This window comes from Bradyrhizobium sp. SZCCHNR1098, from assembly GCF_032489375.1.
GTDB lineage: Bacteria > Pseudomonadota > Alphaproteobacteria > Rhizobiales > Xanthobacteraceae > Bradyrhizobium.
Genome location: NZ_JAUEXY010000005.1, coordinates 1 through 20,196, shown reverse-complemented (window position 1 = coordinate 20,196; position 20,196 = coordinate 1). Strand labels below are relative to the sequence as shown.

21 protein-coding genes are annotated in these 20,196 nt (G+C 66.3%); 10 read left to right on the top strand and 11 right to left on the bottom strand.

Annotation, left to right across the window (positions count from 1 at the left end):
* Positions 1-73: 73 nt before the first annotated feature.
* Together QX135_RS12740 and QX135_RS12735 are read right to left on the bottom strand one after the other, a co-directional pair.
* Positions 74-778 carry a ribonuclease T2 gene (locus QX135_RS12740; protein ID WP_316181747.1) on the bottom strand — a complete coding sequence of 235 codons (705 nt, stop codon included), beginning with the start codon at positions 776-778 and terminating at the stop codon, positions 74-76.
* 132 nt (positions 779-910) lie between these two features.
* Positions 911-1,375 carry a hypothetical protein gene (locus QX135_RS12735; RefSeq protein ID WP_315713599.1) on the bottom strand — a complete coding sequence of 155 codons (465 nt, stop codon included), beginning with the start codon at positions 1,373-1,375 and terminating at the stop codon, positions 911-913.
* A 168-nt stretch (positions 1,376-1,543) separates the two neighbouring features.
* Here QX135_RS12735 and QX135_RS12730 point away from each other — a divergent pair, with 168 nt between their 5' ends.
* On the top strand, positions 1,544-1,849 hold the full coding sequence (locus tag QX135_RS12730) for a hypothetical protein (RefSeq protein WP_315779374.1): 306 nt from the start codon (positions 1,544-1,546) through the stop codon (positions 1,847-1,849).
* Positions 1,850-1,917: 68 nt separating this feature from the next.
* Positions 1,918-2,463 carry a DUF3617 domain-containing protein gene (locus QX135_RS12725; protein ID WP_315736610.1) on the top strand — a complete coding sequence of 182 codons (546 nt, stop codon included), beginning with the start codon at positions 1,918-1,920 and terminating at the stop codon, positions 2,461-2,463.
* Between the two features lie 51 nt (positions 2,464-2,514).
* Here QX135_RS12725 and QX135_RS12720 read toward each other — a convergent pair whose 3' ends face one another.
* From QX135_RS12720 to QX135_RS12700, 5 genes are all read right to left on the bottom strand, one after another.
* Positions 2,515-3,507, bottom strand: coding sequence for an NAD(P)H-quinone oxidoreductase (locus QX135_RS12720; RefSeq protein WP_316181741.1), 993 nt, complete (start codon positions 3,505-3,507; stop codon positions 2,515-2,517).
* A gap of 18 nt (positions 3,508-3,525) precedes the next feature.
* A complete protein-coding gene (locus QX135_RS12715; RefSeq protein ID WP_316181739.1) occupies positions 3,526-4,731 on the bottom strand; it encodes an ABC transporter substrate-binding protein in 1,206 nt (401 codons plus the stop codon).
* 82 nt (positions 4,732-4,813) lie between these two features.
* A complete protein-coding gene (locus tag QX135_RS12710; protein WP_316181737.1) occupies positions 4,814-5,665 on the bottom strand; it encodes a fumarylacetoacetate hydrolase family protein in 852 nt (283 codons plus the stop codon).
* 30 nt (positions 5,666-5,695) lie between these two features.
* Positions 5,696-7,219, bottom strand: a complete 1,524-nt coding sequence (locus QX135_RS12705) for a bifunctional 3-(3-hydroxy-phenyl)propionate/3-hydroxycinnamic acid hydroxylase (RefSeq protein WP_316181735.1) — start codon at positions 7,217-7,219, stop codon at positions 5,696-5,698.
* A gap of 69 nt (positions 7,220-7,288) precedes the next feature.
* On the bottom strand, positions 7,289-8,080 hold the full coding sequence (locus QX135_RS12700; protein ID WP_316181733.1) for a DNA-binding transcriptional regulator: 792 nt from the start codon (positions 8,078-8,080) through the stop codon (positions 7,289-7,291).
* Positions 8,081-8,220: 140 nt separating this feature from the next.
* Here QX135_RS12700 and QX135_RS12695 point away from each other — a divergent pair, with 140 nt between their 5' ends.
* Positions 8,221-9,204, top strand: coding sequence for a VOC family protein (locus QX135_RS12695; RefSeq protein ID WP_315736616.1), 984 nt, complete (start codon positions 8,221-8,223; stop codon positions 9,202-9,204).
* A gap of 13 nt (positions 9,205-9,217) precedes the next feature.
* On the opposite strand, the gene QX135_RS12690 is transcribed toward QX135_RS12695, so the two are convergent.
* From QX135_RS12690 to QX135_RS12680, 3 genes are all read right to left on the bottom strand, one after another.
* A complete protein-coding gene (locus tag QX135_RS12690) occupies positions 9,218-10,606 on the bottom strand; it encodes an ATP-binding protein (RefSeq protein WP_316181731.1) in 1,389 nt (462 codons plus the stop codon).
* 240 nt (positions 10,607-10,846) lie between these two features.
* Positions 10,847-11,578 (bottom strand): response regulator transcription factor, encoded by a 732-nt coding sequence (locus QX135_RS12685; protein WP_315736618.1) that lies wholly within the window; start codon positions 11,576-11,578, stop codon positions 10,847-10,849.
* Positions 11,575-12,126: a MarR family winged helix-turn-helix transcriptional regulator gene (locus QX135_RS12680; RefSeq protein WP_315778001.1), complete on the bottom strand. Its 552-nt coding sequence runs from the start codon at positions 12,124-12,126 to the stop codon at positions 11,575-11,577. The genes QX135_RS12685 and QX135_RS12680 overlap by 4 nt, the downstream gene beginning before the upstream one ends.
* Before the next feature lie 347 nt (positions 12,127-12,473).
* On the opposite strand from QX135_RS12680, the gene QX135_RS12675 reads away from it, so the two are divergent.
* The 4 genes from QX135_RS12675 to QX135_RS12660 all read left to right on the top strand — a co-directional run bounded on the left by QX135_RS12675 (position 12,474) and on the right by QX135_RS12660 (position 16,449).
* Positions 12,474-13,553, top strand: a complete 1,080-nt coding sequence (locus QX135_RS12675; protein ID WP_316181729.1) for a branched-chain amino acid aminotransferase — start codon at positions 12,474-12,476, stop codon at positions 13,551-13,553.
* Between the two features lie 398 nt (positions 13,554-13,951).
* Complete coding sequence (gene hisS, locus QX135_RS12670; protein ID WP_316181727.1) at positions 13,952-15,517, top strand: histidine--tRNA ligase; 1,566 nt, start codon at positions 13,952-13,954, stop codon at positions 15,515-15,517.
* Positions 15,518-15,584: 67 nt separating this feature from the next.
* Positions 15,585-15,848, top strand: a complete 264-nt coding sequence (locus QX135_RS12665; protein ID WP_315736622.1) for a tautomerase family protein — start codon at positions 15,585-15,587, stop codon at positions 15,846-15,848.
* Positions 15,849-16,053: 205 nt separating this feature from the next.
* Positions 16,054-16,449, top strand: a complete 396-nt coding sequence (locus QX135_RS12660) for a thioesterase family protein (protein ID WP_315736623.1) — start codon at positions 16,054-16,056, stop codon at positions 16,447-16,449.
* 10 nt (positions 16,450-16,459) lie between these two features.
* Here the strand turns inward: QX135_RS12660 and QX135_RS12655 are convergent, their stop codons facing one another.
* Positions 16,460-16,864 (bottom strand): DUF4864 domain-containing protein, encoded by a 405-nt coding sequence (locus QX135_RS12655; RefSeq protein WP_316181724.1) that lies wholly within the window; start codon positions 16,862-16,864, stop codon positions 16,460-16,462.
* A gap of 246 nt (positions 16,865-17,110) precedes the next feature.
* Between QX135_RS12655 and kynU the strand changes: the two genes are divergently transcribed.
* Genes kynU through QX135_RS12640 form a run of 3 tightly spaced genes read left to right on the top strand, consistent with a single transcriptional unit; the run spans position 17,111 to position 19,998 of the window.
* Positions 17,111-18,304: a kynureninase gene (gene kynU / locus QX135_RS12650; RefSeq protein WP_316181722.1), complete on the top strand. Its 1,194-nt coding sequence runs from the start codon at positions 17,111-17,113 to the stop codon at positions 18,302-18,304.
* Positions 18,301-19,140 carry a tryptophan 2,3-dioxygenase gene (gene kynA, locus QX135_RS12645; RefSeq protein WP_316181721.1) on the top strand — a complete coding sequence of 280 codons (840 nt, stop codon included), beginning with the start codon at positions 18,301-18,303 and terminating at the stop codon, positions 19,138-19,140. The genes kynU and kynA overlap by 4 nt, the downstream gene beginning before the upstream one ends.
* Positions 19,141-19,173: 33 nt before the next feature.
* Positions 19,174-19,998: an alpha/beta hydrolase gene (locus QX135_RS12640; protein ID WP_315796130.1), complete on the top strand. Its 825-nt coding sequence runs from the start codon at positions 19,174-19,176 to the stop codon at positions 19,996-19,998.
* Positions 19,999-20,196: the final 198 nt, after the last annotated feature.

Sequence of the window (20,196 nt, the reverse complement as noted above, 5' to 3'; positions counted from 1 at the left end):
AGGAGCATCGGATCAGCGCCGCGCCGAGAGGCGCCGCAGGCCGACGCACTGCGGTCGCCCAATTCGGCCGTCGCTAGCCGCCGCGGACCGGCGGCATGTTGACCTCGTCGCGCCGGCAGGCCTGGCGGTCGATCTCGTCGCAGTTGCGAAACTCCAGATCCTTCGACAGGCAGATCCGGACCTCGCTCAGCCTGGTGCGGTTGCAGGTGACGGCAATGCCCGATGTCGTGAGCTTGGGGTTGGCCTTGATGAAGGCCTCCTCGACCGCCCCCGGCGCCACCGTCTTGGCCTCCGTAAGATCGAGGAATTCCGGCGGGATCTTGATGGCGGCGCGGGCCTTGCGGATGATTTCGAAGTAGGCCTTCGCGGACAGGCCGGCGCAGGTGCCGTGCTTGTCCCACTCGTTGTAGATCAGGCCCGGCGCCGGCATCAGGTCGAGCATCGAGGTCATGATGTTGCGCGGCAGGCGCGGCGCCGGCTGCTCGCAATATTCGGGGTAGCCGTTCTCGTATTGCGGCCACAGCCCGTGCACGACGAACGAGTAGGGCCGGCCGCCGCACTGCTGGGACCGGTTGCCGCGGCCGCCTCGCTCCTCGGCTTCGGCACAGTACGAGGGCGACCAGGATAGCGAGAGAACGTAGAAGTCGAACGCGCCCGGCGCGTTCTGGCGACGGTCCTGCGCCTCGGCGGAGCCAGCCGCGAGCACACCCACCAAGAGGGCAAAGCAGGCGATCGTTATGGACAACAGGACGGCAGGTCGGCGCAGGCAATCGAACATGACGTACTCCCCGGACAATGCCAGGAGCCTAGCAGCACGCGGGAACATTTCAAGAACAAAAATGGCCGCCCCGAGGCAGCCATTCGTCAGCCGGCCGCCCGCGCGAGCGGCCGATGGTCCGACAAAGTCGAATCAGGGCTTGGCGGCGCGGCAGGCCGGATTGAAGGCCCAGTTGCGATCGAGGCCGACGACGCAGAACTCGACGCCCTGGTCATAACCGGCGAAGCCGCCATCCTCGATGATCGAGAAGTTGACGGTGCGCGCCTTGCCGTCGCTGATCATCACGCTGCCGGTGCAGAAGCGGCGCGGAATGTTGTCGGACTGCCAGGGGCGGAAGGCGATCTCATGGACATTGGCGACGCCGGTGATCGTCAGCGAGGAATTCCAGAAGGTGCTTTCCTTGTCCTGGAATCGCGAGACGATGGTCGGAATGGCCGCCTCGCAAGGCGCGACCCGGCCTTCATATTTCGGGCCGGACAGCCAGAAGTTCATCTCGAGCGGATTGGCGGCCTGAGCCGGGGCGGTGGCGACGATGGCGGCAAGCAGCGCGCCACAGGCGGCGCCGAACATCTTGAAAGGTGAGCTGAAGTCGCGCATGGGCCGTCCGCAAGGCTGATCCGGGAGCGTGGACCGTGCCGCGGCGGCCACAGGAGGTCAAGTGCAACGCGGCAACACTCCACGATTAGTCCTGTTAACGCGAGGCTGGTGTTCTTTTCTTGACCGCACAGGACCTTTAGGATGGCAGGCCAGCTCAAGGAGAATGCAATGCGGACGCTGAAGGCCGGACTCGTGAAGACTGCAGGCCTCGCGGCCGTCGGGATGCTGCTGGCCGCCGCGCCGGCTCTGGCCGACGTGGTGCCGCCCTTCAAGGGCAACGACACCGGCGGCATCATCTCCTATCAGCTGGCCCAGAGCACGGATGCGCGCCAGCTCGCGGTCGATCATTGCGCCTCCTACGGCAAGGTCGCGAAGTTCCGCGCCGTCGATGCGCGCTATGGCGGCTACGTCTCGTTCGCCTGCCGCTGGGTGCCCTATGGCTCGGCGCAACGGCCGCTGCGGACGCTGTACTAACGTTCTCCTAATTGCCATCTTTTGGCGGCATTCGCTCCGACATCGCGCAACGAGCCGGAACGGAACACATGACCTGCACACGCACTGCCATCGGCCTTCTGGCCTGCTGTCTCCTCAGCGTGACCGCGAGTCACGAGGCCCGTGCCGTGGACCTGCCGGTGCGCAAGGCGGGCCTGTGGGAATTGAAGATGGTCAGGTCCGGCGGCCAGCTGCCGGAGATGACCATGCAGCACTGCACCGACGAGACCACCGACAGGGACATGAACAACATGGCCTCGCCGATGGCGCAGCAGGTCTGCTCCAAGCAGGACATCCAGAAGACCGCAACCGGCTATGTCAGTGATGCCGTCTGCAGCTTCGGCGGCATGAACACGACCTCGCATGCCGACATCACCGGTGACTTCAACTCAGCCTACACGGTGAAGACCACCTCGCGCATCCAGGGCGGTGCCGCCGGCGCCGCCAAGGAGACCGCGATGACCATCGAGGCGAAGTGGCTCGGCGCCTGCAAGCCCGACCAGAAGCCCGGCGACATCGTCATGCCCGGTGGCATGAAGATGAACATCAAGGACATGAACAAGCTGAAGAACCTCATTCCGGGTGCCAAGCAGTAGGCGGGCGGCCGTTGCGTTTGGCGGCACGAGCGCAGAGACATGGATCGTCGCTCATTCGCGGACGCAAAGCACGATCTTCCCGATATGTCGGCTCGTCTCCATGCGGGTGTGCGCATCGGCCGCCTCGGACAAGCGATAGATGCTGTCGATGTGCGGCCGAATGGCCGTCCCGAGAAGGGGCCCGACGCGTTGCCGCAGGTCGGCCGCGATGCGTCGTTTGAGGTCCAGTGCCGTCGACCGCAGGAATGCGCCGGTGATGCTGGCCCGGCGCGCCATCAGGCCGCGCAGCGGCACCGCCAACTCGTTCCCATGTCCGGCTGAGAGCAGGGCGATCCGTCCGCCCGTTGCGAGCGCCGCAAGGTCCTGCGCGATGTGAGCGCCTGCGGAGGTGTCGAGGATGCAGTCGACACCGCGCGTCCCCGTCGCCGCGCGGATCTGCTCTGCGAGATCGGGATCGGCGTAGTCGAACACGGCGCTGCAGCCGAGCCTGAGCGCCGCGGCGCGCTTCTCTGCGGTGCCGGCGGTGGCAATGACGGGATGACCCAGCGCGCGCAGGAGCTGGATCGCGATCGTGCCGACGCCGCTGCTGCCGCCATGAATCAAGGCGGTCTCGCCGGGCGCCATGCGCATCAGCTCGAAGAAATTGAACCAGGTCGTGAACAGCGCCTCGGGCAGGGCGGCGCCTTGGATCAAGTCGAGGCCGCTCGGCAAGTCCAGTGCAAGATGCTGATCGGTGGCGACGTATTGCGCGTATGAGCCGCCGTCGGTCAGTGCGATCACCGCTTTACCCAGCCGCTCCGGGGAAACGTTGGCGCCGCAGGCCACGATGCGCCCCGAGGCTTCCAATCCCGGTATGGGATTGGGCTCCCGCGACGGCCCGGCAGTGCGCTGGTTGCAGTCATGACGGTTGATGCCGGCGGCTGCGACCTCGATCAGCACATCGTCTGGTCCGAGGCGCGGGACCGGCCAGTCCTGTCGCTCCGACAGGACCTCCGGGCCGCCCGCGGCGGTGATGATGACGGCGCGCTGATCGTCCGGAATCATGCTTGGTCGCTCATGTGCTCACTTACCGACCAGGCTGCACTTGCTGCGGTCGAGCGGGCGAAATGCCTGATCGGGGGCGATCTTCGTCACCAGCTTGACGAAGTCCCAGGGGCCCTTCGATTCGGCGGGAGTCTTGACCTGGACCAGATACAGGTCGTGCACCATGCGCTGGTCGTCGCGGATCTGGCCGTGGTCCGCATAGGCGTCCGAGACCGGCGTCGCCTTCATCCTCGCCATCACGCTTGCGCCGTCGTCGCTGTCGGCATCCTTCACCGCCTGCAGATAGTGCCGCACGGCCGAATAGACCCCGGCCTGTATCTGTGACGGCATCGCCTTCCGGCGCGCGTAGAACGCGTCGGAGAAGCGGCGCGCGGCGGGGGAGGCATCCTCGAAGAAGCTGGTGACGATGAGATCGCCCTGCGTCGCCTTGAGGCCGATGGCTTCAATGTCCACGTTCTGGAACGACATCGGCACGATCTTCATGCCCTGGGCCGCAAGCCCGAACTCCTCGGCCTGCTTGATGGCTGTGGCATTGTCGCCGGCAACGTTGAGCGCCAGGATCTTGGCGCCGGAGGCCTGGGCCTGCAGCAGGAAGGACCCGTAGTCCGGCGTGCCGAGCTGCGCCTTGACGCTGCCGGCGACCTTGCCGCCGAGCTCGGCGATGCGGGCGCGCGCGGTCGCCTCGACCGAATGGCCGAACGCGTAGTCGCCGGTGATGAAGAACCACGGCTCCTTGCTGGTCTGCATGATGCCCGAGACGACTGCGGTCGCGGTCGAATAGGCGTCGTGCGTCCATTGCACCGAGGTCGGGGCGCAAGCTTCGTCGGTCAGCTGGTTGGCGCCGGCCCCCGAGATGAGAAAGATCTTGCCGTTGCTACGCACCAGCTCCTGGACGCCAAGGGCCGCGCCGGAGCTGCCGCCGTCGGCGATCGCCTGCACACCGTCCTGCTCGAACCAGCGCCGGGCGATCGCGACCGCGATATCCGGCTTGTTCTGATGGTCGGCCTGAAGGATTTCGATCGACCTGCCGCTGATCTTGCCGCCAAATTCCTCAGCGGCTATCCGGGCCGCTTCCACGGAGCCGGGCCCCATCGCGGTCGCGAAGATGCCGGTCATGTCGGTGAGCACACCGATACGGATGGCACTCCCCTTGATTTCGGCCTGCGCGGATGAGCCTGCAAGCAGCAGCAGCCCAGCGATGCTGGATCTGAGACAGCGCGACATGATGATCCTCCCCGGATTTGAAGATTTGGTTTTTTGTCGTGTTTGATTGGTGCGCCTCGCGGTTCTCCGCGAGGCGGAGACGTCAGGCTGCCGGTTCGGCAGCCACGGGATTGCGCAGCACGCCGATGCCCGAGATGTCGACCTCGACCGTATCGCCGGGCTTCATGAACAGAGGCGGGGTGCGCTTGAAGCCGACGCCTCCCGGCGTGCCGGTGACGATCACGTCCCCCGGCAGCAAGGTCATGATCGTCGAGCAATAGACGATCAGATCGGGGACATCGGTGATGAGGAGATCCGTGGTGGTCCGCTGCACGGTCTCGCCATTGAGGCGGGTCTGCAGCGTCAGTTTCGACGGGTCGGGAATTTCATCAGCCGTGACCAGCCAGGGGCCGAACGCGCCAGACCGGTCGAAGGTCTTGCCCGACAGGAATTGCGATGTATGGCGCTGCCAGTCGCGGATGCTGCCTTCATTGTAGCAGGAATAGCCGGCGATGTGCGCGAGCGCGTCCTGGCGCCGGATGTGCCGGCCGGCTTTCCCGATCACGAGCGCAAGCTCGCCCTCGTAGTCGAAATGTTCGGAGACACCAGGGCGAATGACCGGCTGCAGATGGCCGACTTGGCTGGTGGGAAAGCGCGCAAACAGCGCAGGTTTCTCGGTGACGGCCCGCCCGGTCTCGGCGACGTGGTCGCGATAGTTCAGGCCAACGCAGATGATCTTGCCGGGATCGGGGATGACGGGCGCGAAGGTGATCGCATCGAGCGGATAGTCGGGCTGTTCGGAGGTGAGCAGCGCGGCGACTTGACCGAGCGCATCCGCCTCGATCAGCGCGCGCAGGCTCTTCGCCGGCAGCCGCCGGCCGAGGTCGACGACACCGTCTCCCTTCACCGCGCCGTATCCGGGACGCCCGTCGATCACAAAGGAAACCAGCTTCATACGTGAACCCTCTCAGCAAAACGGAAACGATCAGGCGGCGCTCGGCCGCGGCGCGAGGACGGCGAGGCCGGACAACAGCGCGGCGAGATCCTCACTCCTCTGCACGGCACCCAGGATGTAGCGGTCCGGGCGCATCAGCACGGCGGCGAAGCCGTGCTCATCGAGCCAACCGTCGAGGCCGCTAGCCTCCTCGCCGGAAATGATGGCGACGTCAGCCGCCGCCAAGCCGGCATGATGCTGCTCGATCACCGCGGCACCGAGTCCAGACCGGCACAGCAGCGCGAAGCGATAGCCGACGCGGTCGTCGCTGCGGCCGAGATCGCGGGTGCGGAATTGCGGCGCCAGCTTTCCCGTCATGCTTCGATCGCCGCCGGCGAGGCCCGGGCCGAGCACTGGCTTCTGCACGTCGAGCTTGAGCTGGCCGTCGCCCTGTGCCGTGCCGGTCGCGAGCGCCGCCTCGACCGCCCTGGTGTTGATGAGTCCGCCCAGCCGGATCGCGAGCTCGATGAATTCGCGCACGTGGGGCGCGCGCTCGCTCTGATAGGTGTCGAGGAGATCAGGCCTTGCCTTGCGGGCAATCACATGGGCCAGCTTCCATGCGAGGTTGGCCGCGTCGCGAATGCCGGCACACATGCCCTGACCGAGGAAAGGCGGGGTCTGGTGCGCGGAATCACCTGCGAGCAAGAGCCGTCCGGCACGCCATTGCTTGGCGACCGCGGAGTGGAATGTGTAGACGGCGGCGCGTTCGATCTCGGCCTCTGCTGGCCGGAGCCAGGGTGAGAGCAGCTCCCACACGCGAGCCGGTTGGGTGATCTCGACCGCGTCCTCGTCAGGACGAACCGTGATCTCCCACCGGCGCCGGTTGCCGGTGCCGCGAATATAGGTTGCGGGACGCTGCGGGTTGCAGTGCTGGACGCTGAAGTCGCCGAGATCGGGCCGCTCCTGCCTCAGCAGCACGTCGCAGACGAGCCAGCGCTCGTGAAAGCCGAGATCGTCCAGCGCCGAGCCGATGAAGCGGCGCACCAGCGAACGTGCACCGTCGCAGCCGATGACATAGGCGCAGGAGATGTCGACGAGCCGGCCGGTACCGAGGTCTTCATAGCGAACGCGCGCACCGTTGTGGTCCTGCTCGAGCGCGAAGACGTCACAGCGCGTGCGCAGCTCGACATGAGGCCAGCGCGCGAGTCCCTTGTTGAGCACGTTTTCGAGATCGGGCTGGTGGAATCGGTAGCTCAGATTCCAGCCCATCGAGGTCGGCTCGCGGGTGCGCGGCCAGTCGAGCAGCAGCCGTCCCTCGGCATCGACGAAGCGCATGCCGGGACTCAATGTAAGGTGGGGCAGGATGGCGTCGGCAAGGCCGATAGTCTGGAACACGCGCATGCATTCGTCGTCGAAATGCACCGCGCGCGGCAAATGATAAGCCTTGGCTTCGCGCTCCAGGATCAGGGTGCGGATGCCGCACAGGCCGAGCAGGTTGGCGAGCGTCGAGCCGACGGGCCCGCGACCGACGATGACGACGTCGAAGCTTCCGGAATGTGCAGCCATGTTGCTCATGGCTGCATCTGTTCCGCAACCGCCTCGCACCTTCAAGGCGCGGTCGCAAACTGTCCGCGCAGCGGACGCTCAGGCCTGGACGGGGATCGCGGCCGCGGCGTCGCGCAATGGGCCCGCGTACTGAGCGACAGCCTCCTCGAGGGTCATGGCGGAGCGGATCCAGATGATCGAAATGCAGCCGAACACGACGTCGCCCCGCACGATCGGCACCGCGATCGACGACGTCTTCGGATTGAATTCGCCCTCGTTGCGGATCGCATAGCCGCGCTGAGACGTTTCCGTCATCATGCGCTGCAGCCGCTCGGGCGCCAGGAAGGAAACGTCCTCCGCATTCTCGATGCGTCGCAGGTGGTTGATGATGATGTCCCGCTCTGCGGGCGGGCAAGCGGCCAGATAGGCCCGGCCGGCCGAGGTCTGCAGCATCGGCAGGCGCTTGCCGATCATGCTGCGATCGATCGAGAGCGGGCTGCGCGCATGCGTAGTCTCCTGGATGACCATCGCGCCGTTCTCATAAGTCGACAGATCGACCGGCCAGATCAGGCTGCGGCTGAGCTCGGCGAGATAGGGCGCGGCGACCTGGCAGATGAAGATGCCGGGATCATAGCCGTCGCCGAGGCTCAATGCGTGGCGCGTCACCCGGAAGCGGTCGTCGCTGGCGCTGCGCGCGACATAGCCGAGTTCCTCGAGTGTTTCGAGCAACCGATAGACCGTGGGCCGCGGCAGATCGAGCTGGCGCGCCACGTCGCCGGCGCGAATGCCCCCGGACCGATTGACCGCGCGCAGCACGTCGAGCCCCCGCTTGAAGGCGCGGACACCCTCCGCAGGACGGGCTTGCGGAGATCGCGTCCGTTGCTTGGACACTTGGAAAATCCTCCCTGTTCTTCGTTTCCGTCCGCCGATACCGTCTTGAGAACGCGAGCCGGATGCAGGGGCGGCAGTCTACTGCAGGACCGCGCGGAGCTGATACGAAATTCCGCCCGCACCTTTCGGGAGAAAACAAGATGGAAATAACGGCGCTCGGTTACATCGGCATCAAGTCGTCCCAAGCGGAGCAGTGGGGACGCATGGCGACCGAGCTCCTCGGGATGCAGCGCGTGGATCGCGCGGCCAGCGTGCAGGCCTATCGGATGGATGATCGCAAGCAGCGGCTGATCGTCGATGGCAGCGGCGATGGCGGGCTCGCCGTCATGGGCTGGGAGGTCGGCGACGCCGCTGCGCTCGCGCGCCTCGCGAGCCGTCTCGACGACAACGGCGTGAAGGTGGCCCGCGGTTCGCAGGCACTGGCCGACGAGCGTCATGTCACCGAGCTGATCTGCTTTCAGGATCCCGCCGGCAACACGATCGAGGTGTTCTGGGGTGCAGCTGTCGCCTCGGATCCCTTCAGGCCGGGACGTCCGATCTCCGGCTTTCGCACCGGGCCGCTCGGCATGGGACACGTCGTGCTCAACGTCGAGGACGTCGAGCCGCTGCTGCGGTTCTATCGCGACCTGCTCGGCTTCAAGGTGTCCGACTTCGGCCTGACGCCGTACAAGCTCTATTTCTTCCACGTCAACGGCCGCCACCACAGCTTCGCGATGGTCGGCTCCGGTCGCCGCACACTGCATCACTTCATGGTGGAACTAGGTAGTCTCGACGACGTCGGCCAGGGCTACGACCTGGCACAGCTCGACGACGGGCGCGTGGCCTACACGCTGGGCCGTCACACCAACGACCACATGACCTCATTCTATGTCAACACGCCCTCCGGCTTCTTCATCGAATATGGCTGGGGCGGCCGGGTGATCGATCCCGCGACCTGGCAGCCGCATGAGACCTTTGACGGTCCGTCATTGTGGGGGCACGAGCGATTGTACCTGCCGGATGAGCAGCGCAAGCGCCTGCGCGATATGCGGCTGTCCGCGGCTGCACGCGGCGTTCGCGTGCCGGATCCTCGCGTTCCGGCACTGAACTGCGCGTGGCTCGACGCCGTGGTCGCGCAGGAATGAGCTATGCGGCGCGCTACACCGGAATGCGCACGCTCGCGCGCAGTCCGCCCATCGGGCTGTCGCCGAGGGTGATGTCGCCGCCATGGGAGCGGGCGATGTCGCGGGCGATGGCGAGGCCGAGGCCGGTGCCGCCCTCGTCCTGGTTGCGCGCGTCGTCGAGGCGCAGGAACGGCTTGAACACCTCCTCGCGCATGTCGGCCGGGATGCCCGGGCCGTCATCGTCGACGGTGATGGTGAGGTAGCGGTGGTCGCGATGGCCGGTGATGGCGATCGCATCGGCATGGCGGGCGGCGTTGGAGACGAGATTGCCGAGGCAGCGCTTCAGCGCCTGCGGCTTCACGGTGACCACAGGCAGGCCGTGGAACGAGACCGTGGCGGAATGGCCGTTGCGCTCGGCGTCGCCGCGCAGCTCCTCGAGCGCGTTGGAGATGTCGGTCGGCTGCGCGATCTCGCCATTGTCGCCGCGTGCGAACGCCAGATAATCCTCCAGCATGTGCGACATCTCGTCGACGTCCTTGCGCATGGCGTCGATCTCGGGACTGTCGCCGAGCAGCGCCAGCTCCAGCTTGAAGCGCGTCAGGATGGTGCGCAGGTCGTGGCTGACACCCGCCAGCATCGCGGTGCGCTGCTCCAGCGTGCGCTCGATGCGCGCCTTCATCTCCAGGAAGGCGTGTGCCGCGCGCCGCACCTCGCGCGCGCCGCGCGGCCGGAAGTTCGGCACCTCGCGGCCCTTGCCGAAGCTCTCGGCGGCATCTGCGAGGCGCAGGATCGGCTTGATCTGGTTGCGCAGGAACAGCACCGAGACGATCAGCAGGATCGAGGAGGTGCCGACCATCCAGAACAGGAAGATATCGGTGTTCGACGCGTAGGCCGCGCCACGCTGCGCGAACACGCGCATCACGGCGTCATCGAGCGCGATGCGGATCTCGACCAGATTGGAGCGGCCGACGGTGTCGATCCAGAACGGACGGCTGATCTGGCGGCCGATCTGGCTCGACAGCGACTGGTCGAGCAGGTTGAAGAACGGCTTCGGGCCCGGCGGCGGCATGTCGCCGGCGGGGAGGAAGTCGACCACGAGGTTGAGCCGCTGCTGCGCGATCCGGCGCAGCATGGTGCGGTCCTTGTCCTGCGGATAGCCCTTGTAGATGTCGATCAGCGCGGCGACGTCCTGCACAACTGCGGCGGAGAGGCGTCGCGTCACCGTGTTCCAGTGCCGCTCCATGAACACGCCCGCGACCACCGTCTGCAGGATCACCATCGGCACGATCATGATCAGCAGCGCGCGGGCATAGAGGCCGGTCGGCATCCAGCCCTTGAACGCGTTGCCCACCACGCTGTTGGCGCGCGACACCCGCCGCGACGCGGTGCGGATCAGGGTGAGGCCGGTGTCGAGCGTGCTCATGATAATCCTAACGCGCGCCGTTTCCGTCGTTGCGAGGAGTCCCCGGGTCTCGCCCGCGGCGAGCCCGAGGGCAGGCTCCGCGACGAAGCAATCCAGAATCGTCGCGGGACTCTGGATTGCTTCGCTTCGCTCGCAATGACGCGGAGATGCCAGGTCGTTTCAGGTCTTGCGGTGAGGAAGCTAGCTCAGATGCTTTCAAGGCAACGTGGTCGGAATGGCCGGGCATATCAACCGCTCATCTCAACCCGACGTCATCAGCCGATAGCCGATGCCGCGCACGGCCTGCAGGAACAGCGGATTGGCCGGATCGCTCTCGAGCTTGCGGCGCAGGCGGTTGATCTGGACGTCGACGGCGCGCTCGTTGACGGTGCCGTTGCCGGTGAGCGCGCCGCGCGGCACGGTCTCGCCGCGGGCATTGGCGAGGATGCGCAGCATCTCGCGCTCGCGGTCGGTGAGGTGGACGATCTCCTCGCCCTGCTTCAGCTCGCCGCGCGCCAGATGATAGACGAACGGCCCGAACGCGATCTGCTCGACGACCTCCTCGGCCGGCGGCGGCGCGGCGCGCTTGAGGATGTTGCCGATGCGCAGCGCGAGCTCTCGCGGTTCAAAAGGTTTTGCGACGTAGTCGTCGGCGCCGAGCTGCAGTCCCTCGATGCGGCTCTCCGGCTCGGCCCGTGCGGTCAGCATCACGATCGGCACCGAGGATTGCGTGCGGATGAAGCGGGCGAGGTCGAAGCCGCTTTCGCCGGGCATCATCACGTCGAGGATCAGGAGATCGAAATGCAGCCCGGTGAGCTTGGCGCGGGCATCGCTTGCGCTCGCCGCCGTGGTGACGCGATAGCCTTCGCCGCGCAGGAAGCGCGACAGCAGGTCGCGGATGCGGCGGTCGTCGTCGACGAGCAAGAGATGCGGCGCGTCGTCGGCCGGCGTCTGCTGATGATGCGGGGCGATGGCGGCGATCGTCACGGTCACTCCTTGGCAGCGGCGACAGGCGTCTTGAAGATGGCTTCCAGCACCTTGTCCGGATCGTCGCGATCGATCATCGCGCGCAGGAACTGCCGGACCTTCTCGGCGCCGGCCGGTCCGATCTGCTCCAGCGCGCGATCGATGCGCCGCGTCTGCAGCCCGGCCAGCTTGGCGACCAGCGCCTCGCCCTTCGGCGTGGCGAAAAGAAGGCGCTGGCGCCGATCGTTGTTGCCGGTCTTCTGCACGATGTAGCCTTCGTCGAGCAGCTGCTTGAGCACGCGTCCGAGCGACTGCTTGGTGATGCGCAGAACATCGAGCAGATCGGCGACCTTCAGGCCGGGATAGCGTGTGACGAAATGCATCACGCGGTGATGCGCGCGGCCGAAGCCGAATGCCTCCAGCTCATGGTCGGCATCGCCGACGAAGTCGCGGTAGGCGAAGAACAAGAGCTCGATGATGTCCCAGCGCAGCGGCTCGCCGCCGGCAGCCGCGGAGGGCTCAGCCGCCCGCAGCTCGGGGCTCAACGTCGGAGACGAGAAATTTATGTCAGCCATATTGACGTTTCTGCGGTTCAATGTTACAAAACAATCGTCCGCTGCGAAATTTTAGATCGTTTCATCGGCGGGCGATGGGTCTCCAGGCGTGTCCGAACGGGCCGTAGGCAACCCCGACGGGCATCCTTGGGCGACGTATTGAACAACCGTGTGATGTCGAGCGGCATTTCGGCAAACCATACTGGACTTCCGCCGGGCGCAAAAGCATGTCCTGTGGTGGCACGCTTGCCCGGTGACCGGCTGAAAAGCCGGTCGCGGCAGGTCCGGAATTCAAGAAGCCGACTGGCCCGATCGGACGGGTCGGCGCCAGAACTCGCGAACGGCGATCAAGCGGGGGAAGCAAGGACATGACTTTGACATTCGACATCAAGCCGACGACGAACCCGACCTCCGACCAGGAGCGTGCTGCCAAGCTCGCCAACCCGGGCTTCGGCCGGGTGTTCACCGATCACATGGCCGTGGTCCAGTACAGCCAGGACAAGGGCTGGCACAGTGCGCGCGTCGAATCCCGCGCCAACTTCCCGCTCGATCCGGCCGCGGCCGTCCTGCATTACGCGCAGGAGATCTTCGAGGGCCTGAAGGCCTACAAGCGTGACGACGGCGGCGTGAACCTGTTCCGCCCCGATGCCAACGCGAAGCGGTTCTGGAACTCGGCCGAGCGCATGGCGATGGCGCAACTGCCCGAGGCGGTCTTCATCGAGGCGGTCGAGCAGCTCGTCCGCATCGATCGCGCCTGGATCCCGGGCGGCGAGGGCAGCCTCTATCTGCGCCCGTTCATGATCGCCAACGAGGTGTTCCTCGGCGTGAAGCCGTCGGCGGAATACATCTTCGCAGTCATCGCCTCGCCGGTCGGCTCCTATTTCAAGAGCGGCCCTGCGCCGGTCTCGATCTGGGTCTCGGAGAGCTACACCCGCGCCGCGGTCGGCGGCACCGGCGGCGTCAAATGCGGCGGCAATTATGCCGCGAGCCTCAAGGCGCAGGCCGAGGCGATCCAGCATGGCTGCGACCAGGTCGTGTTCCTCGATGCGATCGAGCGCCGCTACGTCGAGGAGCTCGGCGGCATGAACGTGTTCTTCGTGTTCGACGACGGCTCGCTGTCGACGCCGCCGCTCGGCACCATCCTGCCCGGCATCACCCGCGATTCCATCATCAAGCTGGCGCGCGATGCCGGCCGCGAGGTGCGCGAGGAGGCGTATGCGATCGACCAGTGGCGGGCGGATGCCAAGAGCGGCAAGCTGAAGGAAGCGTTCGCCTGCGGCACTGCCGCGGTGATCTCGCCGATCGGCAAGGTGTGCTCGGCGAGCGGCGACGTCCTGATCAACGGCGGCGAGGCCGGCCCGGTCGCCATGGGCCTGCGCAAGCGGCTGGTCGACATCCAGTACGGCCGCAGCCCCGATCCGCATCAGTGGATTCGGGACGTGAAGTAGGGGCATGCCTCCCTAGCGCTTGCAGGTTCTGGGCACAGTCTAGCCGCGATGACGGTTTGCTCCCTCCCCCGCTTGCGGGGGAGGGCTGGGGAGGGGGAAGCCCCGTAAAGACCACCGTTGGGGCGCCCCCACCCCAACCCTCCCCCGCAAGCGGGGGAGGGGCGCACTGAATGCGCGGCGCAAGCTTGGCTCTTACTGAAATGCTGGAAACGGTGCCACGCGCCAGCACCTGACCGGCCCGCGGGTTGCCGCACCGCGCCCCGGCTGCTACCAACCAAGCAACGCATTCCATCCCGTAGGGTGGGCAAAGGGCCGCGTAGCGGACCGTGCCCACCACTTCGGCGTTTATCAGCCATGGTGGGCCCGCTGCGCTTGGCCCACCCTACGTTCCGGTCCCCATGTCCGACAAACCGAAGAAACCCCAGAAGCTGAAGGCGCGGCTGCCGCGCGGGCTCGAGGATCGCGGCCCCGCGGCGATAGCCGCCACGCGCGAGATGGTCGAGAAGATCCGCGCCGTCTATGAGCGCTACGGCTTCGAGCCGGTGGAGACGCCGGCATTCGAATACACCGATGCGCTCGGCAAATTCCTGCCCGACCAGGACCGTCCGAACGAGGGCGTGTTCTCGTTCCAGGACGATGACGAGCAGTGGATCTCGCTGCGATACGACCTGACCGCGCCGCTGGCGCGCTACGTCGGTGAACGCTACGGCACCGATGGCCTGGTGCTGCCCTATCGCAGCTACCGCTCGGGCTACGTCTTCCGCAACGAGAAGCCCGGCCCGGGCCGCTTCCGCCAGTTCATGCAGTTCGACGCCGACACGGTCGGCTCCGCATCGCCGGCGGCGGACGCCGAGATGTGCATGATGGCGGCCGACACGATGGAGGCGCTCGGGATTCCGCGTGGCTCGTATGTGGTGAAGGTGAATAACCGGAAGGTGCTCGACGGTGTGATGGAGGCGATCGGCGTTGGTGGCGAGGAGCACGTAGGGCGTCGGCTCACCGTACTCAGAGCGATCGACAAGGCCGACAAGTTTCCGGTGTCTGAAATAAAGAAGCTGCTCGGCGAGGGCCGCTGGGATGGCGGTGAAGTCGGTAAGGGCGATTTCACTAAGGGCGCGGGTCTGACTGAAAGCCAGATCGACTCCTTGCTGGCCTTCTTTGAGATGAAGGTCGCGGAGCCGCAAATCCAAAGCGAGGAACAGGATTTGCAGTTCAACGCTCAGGTTTTGGAGAGCGTAGCTCAGCAGACGTTGTTCATGTCCTCGCCGGCCTATGCCGAAGGGATCAACGAGCTCACCGAGATCGCCAAGCTGTGCAGCACGGCCGGCTATGGCTATAGCCGCGTTCGGGTTGAACCGTCCGTCGTCCGCGGCCTCGAATACTACACCGGCCCTGTTTACGAAGTTGAGCTCCTGCTCGAGACCAAGGACGAGAAGGGCCGTCCCGTGCGCTTCGGCTCGGTCGGCGGCGGTGGCCGTTATGACGGTCTCGTCTCGCGCTTCCGCGGCGAACCGGTGCCGGCGACCGGATTCTCGATCGGCGTTTCTCGTTTGCAGGCCGCGCTGACCCTGCTCGGCAAGCTCGATACGCGCCCCGCCTTCGGCCCCGTCGTCGTCACCGTGTTCGACCGCGACCGCGTCGCCGACTATCAGAAGATGGTGTCGACCTTGCGCAATCACGGCATCCGCGCCGAGCTTTATCTCGGCAACCCGAAGAACATGGGCAACCAGCTCAAATATGCCGACCGCCGCAACGCGCCCTGCGTCATTATCCAGGGCAGTGACGAGAAGGCGCGCGGCGAGGTGCAGATCAAGGACCTGATCGAGGGCGCCAAGGCGGCCGCCGCGATCGCCTCCAACCAGGAATGGCGCGAGAGCCGCCCCGCCCAGTTCTCCTGCAAGGAGGACGAGCTCGTTGCCGGCGTCCGCGAGGTGCTCGCGCGCCATGACGTGAGCTGGGGGTAGGGGATTCGTCATACGCGGGCTTGACCCGCGTATCCATCCTTCAAACGATGGCCGCAGATTTCAAGAGATGGATTGCCGGGGCAAGCCCGGCAATGACGCGGCTGAGATAACTAACAGGGAGCAACGAATGCCCGAGATCACCGTGAGCATGGCCGCCGGCCGCACCGACGAGCAGAAGGCCAACATGATGCGCGACATCACCAAGGCCCTGGTGACGCATCTTGGCGTCGATCCGGAAGCGGTGGTGATCCAGATCAACGAGGCGCCGCTGACGCACAAGATGAAGGGCGGCAAGACCTTCGTCGAGCGCCTGGCCGAGCAGAAGAAGTAGTTGGCCGTCGTCCTGGCGAAAGCGAGGCTATGACATCTGTCTCGACGATCACCGCCGTCGTCCCGGCGAACGCCGGGACCCATACCCCCAGGGAGCGGTTCGAGGCACGCTGGTCATTGGCCCTTTGCCCATCACGACCGCCACGGCGTATGGATCCCGGATCGGCGCGCGCTTGTCCGGGACGACAGCGGAGTTTGGAGCAGCCATGGACGCACGTGAGTTCATCAAGCCGGGCATGCGCGCCGAGCGTTTGCTCGTCGTGCCGCCGGAGCGCACCGTCGGGCATTTCGTGCCGCACATGCCGATGGTCTATGCGACGCCGATGATGATCTTGGAGATGGAGATGACGTCGGGCGATGCCATCAACCCGGTGCTGCCGCCGGGCTGGGTCACGGTCGGCACCGAGGTCAATGTCCGCCATCTCGCGGCGTCGCCGGTCGGCGCCACCATCCGCACCGTCGCCGAGGTGATCGAGGTCGAGCGCCGCGTCATCCGCTTCTCGGTCGAGGCCTATCATGGCGAGGTGAAGATCGGCGATGGCCGTCACGGCCGCGGCCTCATCAATGTCGAGCAGTTCAAGAAGCGGTTCGGCGTGACGTAGCCGCACCGCGCTAGACCGATTGGCCCGTCTTCAACAGCGAGCAGCCGGTGATCTTGAGGCTGCCGTCGGGCTGGGTCTGCAGCGTGTAGAGCGCCTCCCAGGCCTCGCCTTCGGCATCGACGATGTGGACGCGCTGCGCGATGCTGCCGTCCTCGACCTGCGCGGCGCCGAACTCGAAGCTGCGATGACGGTAGACCGGCGGGTAGCCGCTCTTGACCATCGCCATGAAGATCTCGACGCTCGGAAACAGCGCCTGGACCTCCGGCGCCGCCTGGGCATAGGCCGCGGCGCCGTCGTCGCGCGCCAAGGCCTGCTCCTGGGCGCGAATGACGCTCTGCGCGGCGCTGGTCTCGTCGGCCGCGACGGGCTGGGTCAGCAGCGAGATCAACAGGACGAGCGGCATCAGAATGCGCATGTCGTGTCCTCCATCGGCAATGAGATGATGTCATCATGCGCCATGCAGCGCCGGTGACAAGCCTTCCGTGGCGGGGCAATATCGCGCGCTGGCGGCGATCACTCGGCCGCAATGTGTCGGGCATTTCACGACGTCGCGACGCCGAGCCATGCAGCGCGCGCGGTGCCGGCCGCGGCGGGGCCGGCTTGATCTGGTCCGCCCCGGCGCGAATCATGCATGCAGGGCGGCGAACCACACAGGGGCAGCATGACCGATTTTTCCAGGACTCGAGCGCTCTTCACGATCCCTGAAGGTGTCATCTATCTCGACGGCAACTCGCTCGGCGCGCTGCCGTCAGCGGTGCCGGCGCGCGTCAACAGCATGATCGAGGCGGAGTGGGGGCAGGAGTTGATCCGCGGCTGGAATAGTGCGGGATGGATGGTGCAGCCGCGCCGCGTCGGCGATCGCATCGCGCGGCTGATCGGGGCCGCGCCCGGCACGGTCGTGATGGGCGATACGCTCTCGATCAAGGTGTATCAGGCGCTCGCCGCGGCTCTGTCGCTCAATCCGGGCCGCCGGGTCATCTTATCCGACAGCGGCAATTTCCCGTCCGATCTCTACATGGCGCAGGGTCTCGTCCGCATGCTCGGCGACCGCGCCACCTTGAAGGTGGTCGAGCCCGAGCAGGTGGAGGCGGCGATCGACGACAGCGTCGCCGTGCTGATGCTGACCGAGGTGGATTACCGCACCGGCCGCATGCACGACATGGCCGCGCTGACGAAGAAGGCGCACGCGGCTGGCGCGCTCACGGTGTGGGACCTCGCGCATTCCGCCGGCGCGGTGCCGGTCGACCTCGCCAGCGCCGAGGCCGACTTCGCGGTCGGCTGCACCTACAAATATCTCAATGGCGGGCCCGGTGCGCCGGCCTTCATCTATGTCGCGCCGCGTTACGCAGACATCGCGCCGCCGGCGTTGTCCGGTTGGATGGGGCACGAGGCGCCGTTCGCCTTCGATCTTGATTATCGTCCCGGCGGCGGCATCGAACGCATGCGCATCGGCACGCCGCCGATCATCGCGCTCGCCGCGCTCGATGCCGCGCTCGACGCCTGGGATGGCGTGTCAATGCAGGACGTGCGCGCGGCTTCGATCGCGCTGTCGGAATTGTTCATCGCCGAGGTCGAGACGCGCTGCCCCTCACTGACGCTGGCGTCGCCGCGCGATCCGTCGCGGCGCGGCAGCCAGGTGTCGTTCCGCCATCCCGACGGCTATGCGATCATGCGGGCGCTCATCGCGCGCGGCGTGATCGGCGACTTCCGCGCGCCGGATGCCCTGCGCTTCGGCTTCACGCCGCTCTATCTCGGCGAGGCCGAGGTGCGCGGCGCGGTCGACCTCCTCGCGGAGGTCCTCGACAATAAACTGTGGGACAGACCCGAATATCGCCAGAAGGAACTCGTGACGTGAGCAACGGTCCCTACGATCCCGCCACCGAAGGTGCGCGGATGAATTTCAAGGGACGGATGTCCTATGGCGACTATCTGATGCTGGATCGCCTGCTCAACGCCCAGGCGCCGCTGTCCTCGGCCCATGACGAACTGCTGTTCATCATCCAGCACCAGACCTCCGAATTGTGGATGAAGCTTGCGATCCACGAGATCAAGGCCGCGATGGCGGCGATCGCCAGGGATGACGTGCAGCCGGCATTCAAGATGCTGACGCGGGTGTCGCGCATCTTCGAGCAGCTCAACGGTGCGTGGGACGTGCTGCGCACGATGACCCCGAGCGAATACACGCTGTTCCGCGACAAGCTCGGCGAGTCCTCGGGCTTCCAGTCGTTCCAGTATCGCTCGATCGAATTCCTGCTCGGCAACCGCAATCTGGCGATGCTGCGCCCGCATGCGCATCACCCCGAGCTGACCGCCGAGCTGGAAGCGATCCTGGCGAAGCCGAGCCTCTACGACGAAGCGCTGCGGCTGCTGGCGCGGCGCGGCTTCTTCATCGGCGCCGACGGGCAGCGCACTGACTGGCGCGGCACGCGCAGCGAAAGCCCGGAGGTGGCGGCGGCCTGGACCAGCGTCTACCGCGATCCGCAGCGGCATTGGGAATTGTATGAGCTCGCCGAGAAGCTGGTCGACTTCGAGGACTATTTCCGCCGCTGGCGCTTCAACCACGTCACCACGGTGGAGCGCATCATCGGCTTCAAGACCGGCACCGGTGGCACCAGCGGCGTCAATTACTTGCGCAAGATGCTGGAGATCGTGCTGTTCCCCGAGCTCTGGAACCTGCGCACCGGGCTGTGAGGCCGCGCACTGATCATTCGACAGGAGATTTTCATGCTCTATGCCGTCAAGGACTGGGACAATGCCTACGCCAACGGCCCTAACATCGCCGGTGGCGAGCGTTGGCCCGGCCTGTGGGTCGCGCCGGCGGAAGCGTATCGTACCGAAATGGCGGGGCAAGGCCGCGCCAGGCTCGACATCGCCTATGGCGCGCATGACCGGCAGCGCCTCGATCTGTTCCTGCCCGAGGGCAAGCCGAAGGGCCTCGTCGTGTTCGTGCATGGCGGCTACTGGATGCGGCTCGACAAGAGCTTCTGGTCGCATCTCGCGCAAGGCTCCATCGCGCGCGGCCATGCCGTGGCGATGCCGTCCTACCGGCTCTGTCCCGAGGTCGGCATCGCCGATATTTCGGCCGACGTGGCGCAGGCGATCGCGCGGGCGATGGACGAGGTCGCGGGGCCGGTGGCGCTGACCGGGCATTCCGCCGGCGGCCATCTCGTCAGCCGCATGATTTGCCGCGGCGCGCCGCTGCCGCCGGAGCGGCAGGCACGGATCAGCAACGTTGTTTCGCTCTCCGGCCTGCACGATCTGCGCCCGCTGCAGCGGACCGCGATGAACGACACGCTTCATATCGATGACGCCACCGCGCCGCGCGAGAGCCCGGCGCTGCTGGTGCCGGTCGATGCTGCGCGTGTCACCGCCTGGGTCGGCGGCGCGGAGCGCAACGAATTCCGCCGCCAGGCCCAGCTGCTCGCCAACATCTGGACCGGGCTCGGGGCCTCCACTGCCTATGTCGAGGCGCCGGACCGGCACCATTTCGACGTGATCGACGAGCTGGCGGATCCGGAGAGTGGGCTGGTGCAGGCGCTGGTGGGGTAGTCTCAAGTAGCGTCGATTGCAGCGCTCGCCCCGTGCTCCGTGCATGCGTTCTGCGGTGACGGCGCTGCGACCTCATCTCCCCTCCCCCTTGCGGGGAGGGGTTGGGGGTGGGGGTCCCCGGTGACCGACCGGGTTGATCCCTGACATTTTGGACCGGGCTGATCCCTGACACTATTCGATCACTGCTGTGTTGTCTCC

What these genes read in the sequence shown, in the direction of transcription:
- QX135_RS12655 (WP_316181724.1), bottom strand. Translation starts at nt 16,864, where the DNA reads ATGCGCATTCTGATGCCGCTCGTCCTGTTGATCTCGCTGCTGACCCAG.
- kynU (WP_316181722.1), top strand. Translation starts at nt 17,111, where the DNA reads ATGACCGATTTTTCCAGGACTCGAGCGCTCTTCACGATCCCTGAAGGT.
- QX135_RS12725 (WP_315736610.1), top strand. Translation starts at nt 1,918, where the DNA reads ATGACCTGCACACGCACTGCCATCGGCCTTCTGGCCTGCTGTCTCCTC.
- QX135_RS12660 (WP_315736623.1), top strand. Translation starts at nt 16,054, where the DNA reads ATGGACGCACGTGAGTTCATCAAGCCGGGCATGCGCGCCGAGCGTTTG.
- QX135_RS12705 (WP_316181735.1), bottom strand. Translation starts at nt 7,219, where the DNA reads ATGAGCAACATGGCTGCACATTCCGGAAGCTTCGACGTCGTCATCGTC.
- QX135_RS12720 (WP_316181741.1), bottom strand. Translation starts at nt 3,507, where the DNA reads ATGATTCCGGACGATCAGCGCGCCGTCATCATCACCGCCGCGGGCGGC.
- QX135_RS12640 (WP_315796130.1), top strand. Translation starts at nt 19,174, where the DNA reads ATGCTCTATGCCGTCAAGGACTGGGACAATGCCTACGCCAACGGCCCT.
- QX135_RS12735 (WP_315713599.1), bottom strand. Translation starts at nt 1,375, where the DNA reads ATGCGCGACTTCAGCTCACCTTTCAAGATGTTCGGCGCCGCCTGTGGC.
- QX135_RS12715 (WP_316181739.1), bottom strand. Translation starts at nt 4,731, where the DNA reads ATGTCGCGCTGTCTCAGATCCAGCATCGCTGGGCTGCTGCTGCTTGCA.
- QX135_RS12690 (WP_316181731.1), bottom strand. Translation starts at nt 10,606, where the DNA reads ATGAGCACGCTCGACACCGGCCTCACCCTGATCCGCACCGCGTCGCGG.
- QX135_RS12730 (WP_315779374.1), top strand. Translation starts at nt 1,544, where the DNA reads ATGCGGACGCTGAAGGCCGGACTCGTGAAGACTGCAGGCCTCGCGGCC.
- hisS (WP_316181727.1), top strand. Translation starts at nt 13,952, where the DNA reads ATGTCCGACAAACCGAAGAAACCCCAGAAGCTGAAGGCGCGGCTGCCG.
- QX135_RS12665 (WP_315736622.1), top strand. Translation starts at nt 15,585, where the DNA reads ATGGATTGCCGGGGCAAGCCCGGCAATGACGCGGCTGAGATAACTAAC.
- QX135_RS12675 (WP_316181729.1), top strand. Translation starts at nt 12,474, where the DNA reads ATGACTTTGACATTCGACATCAAGCCGACGACGAACCCGACCTCCGAC.
- QX135_RS12695 (WP_315736616.1), top strand. Translation starts at nt 8,221, where the DNA reads ATGGAAATAACGGCGCTCGGTTACATCGGCATCAAGTCGTCCCAAGCG.
- QX135_RS12710 (WP_316181737.1), bottom strand. Translation starts at nt 5,665, where the DNA reads ATGAAGCTGGTTTCCTTTGTGATCGACGGGCGTCCCGGATACGGCGCG.
- QX135_RS12740 (WP_316181747.1), bottom strand. Translation starts at nt 778, where the DNA reads ATGTTCGATTGCCTGCGCCGACCTGCCGTCCTGTTGTCCATAACGATC.
- QX135_RS12680 (WP_315778001.1), bottom strand. Translation starts at nt 12,126, where the DNA reads ATGGCTGACATAAATTTCTCGTCTCCGACGTTGAGCCCCGAGCTGCGG.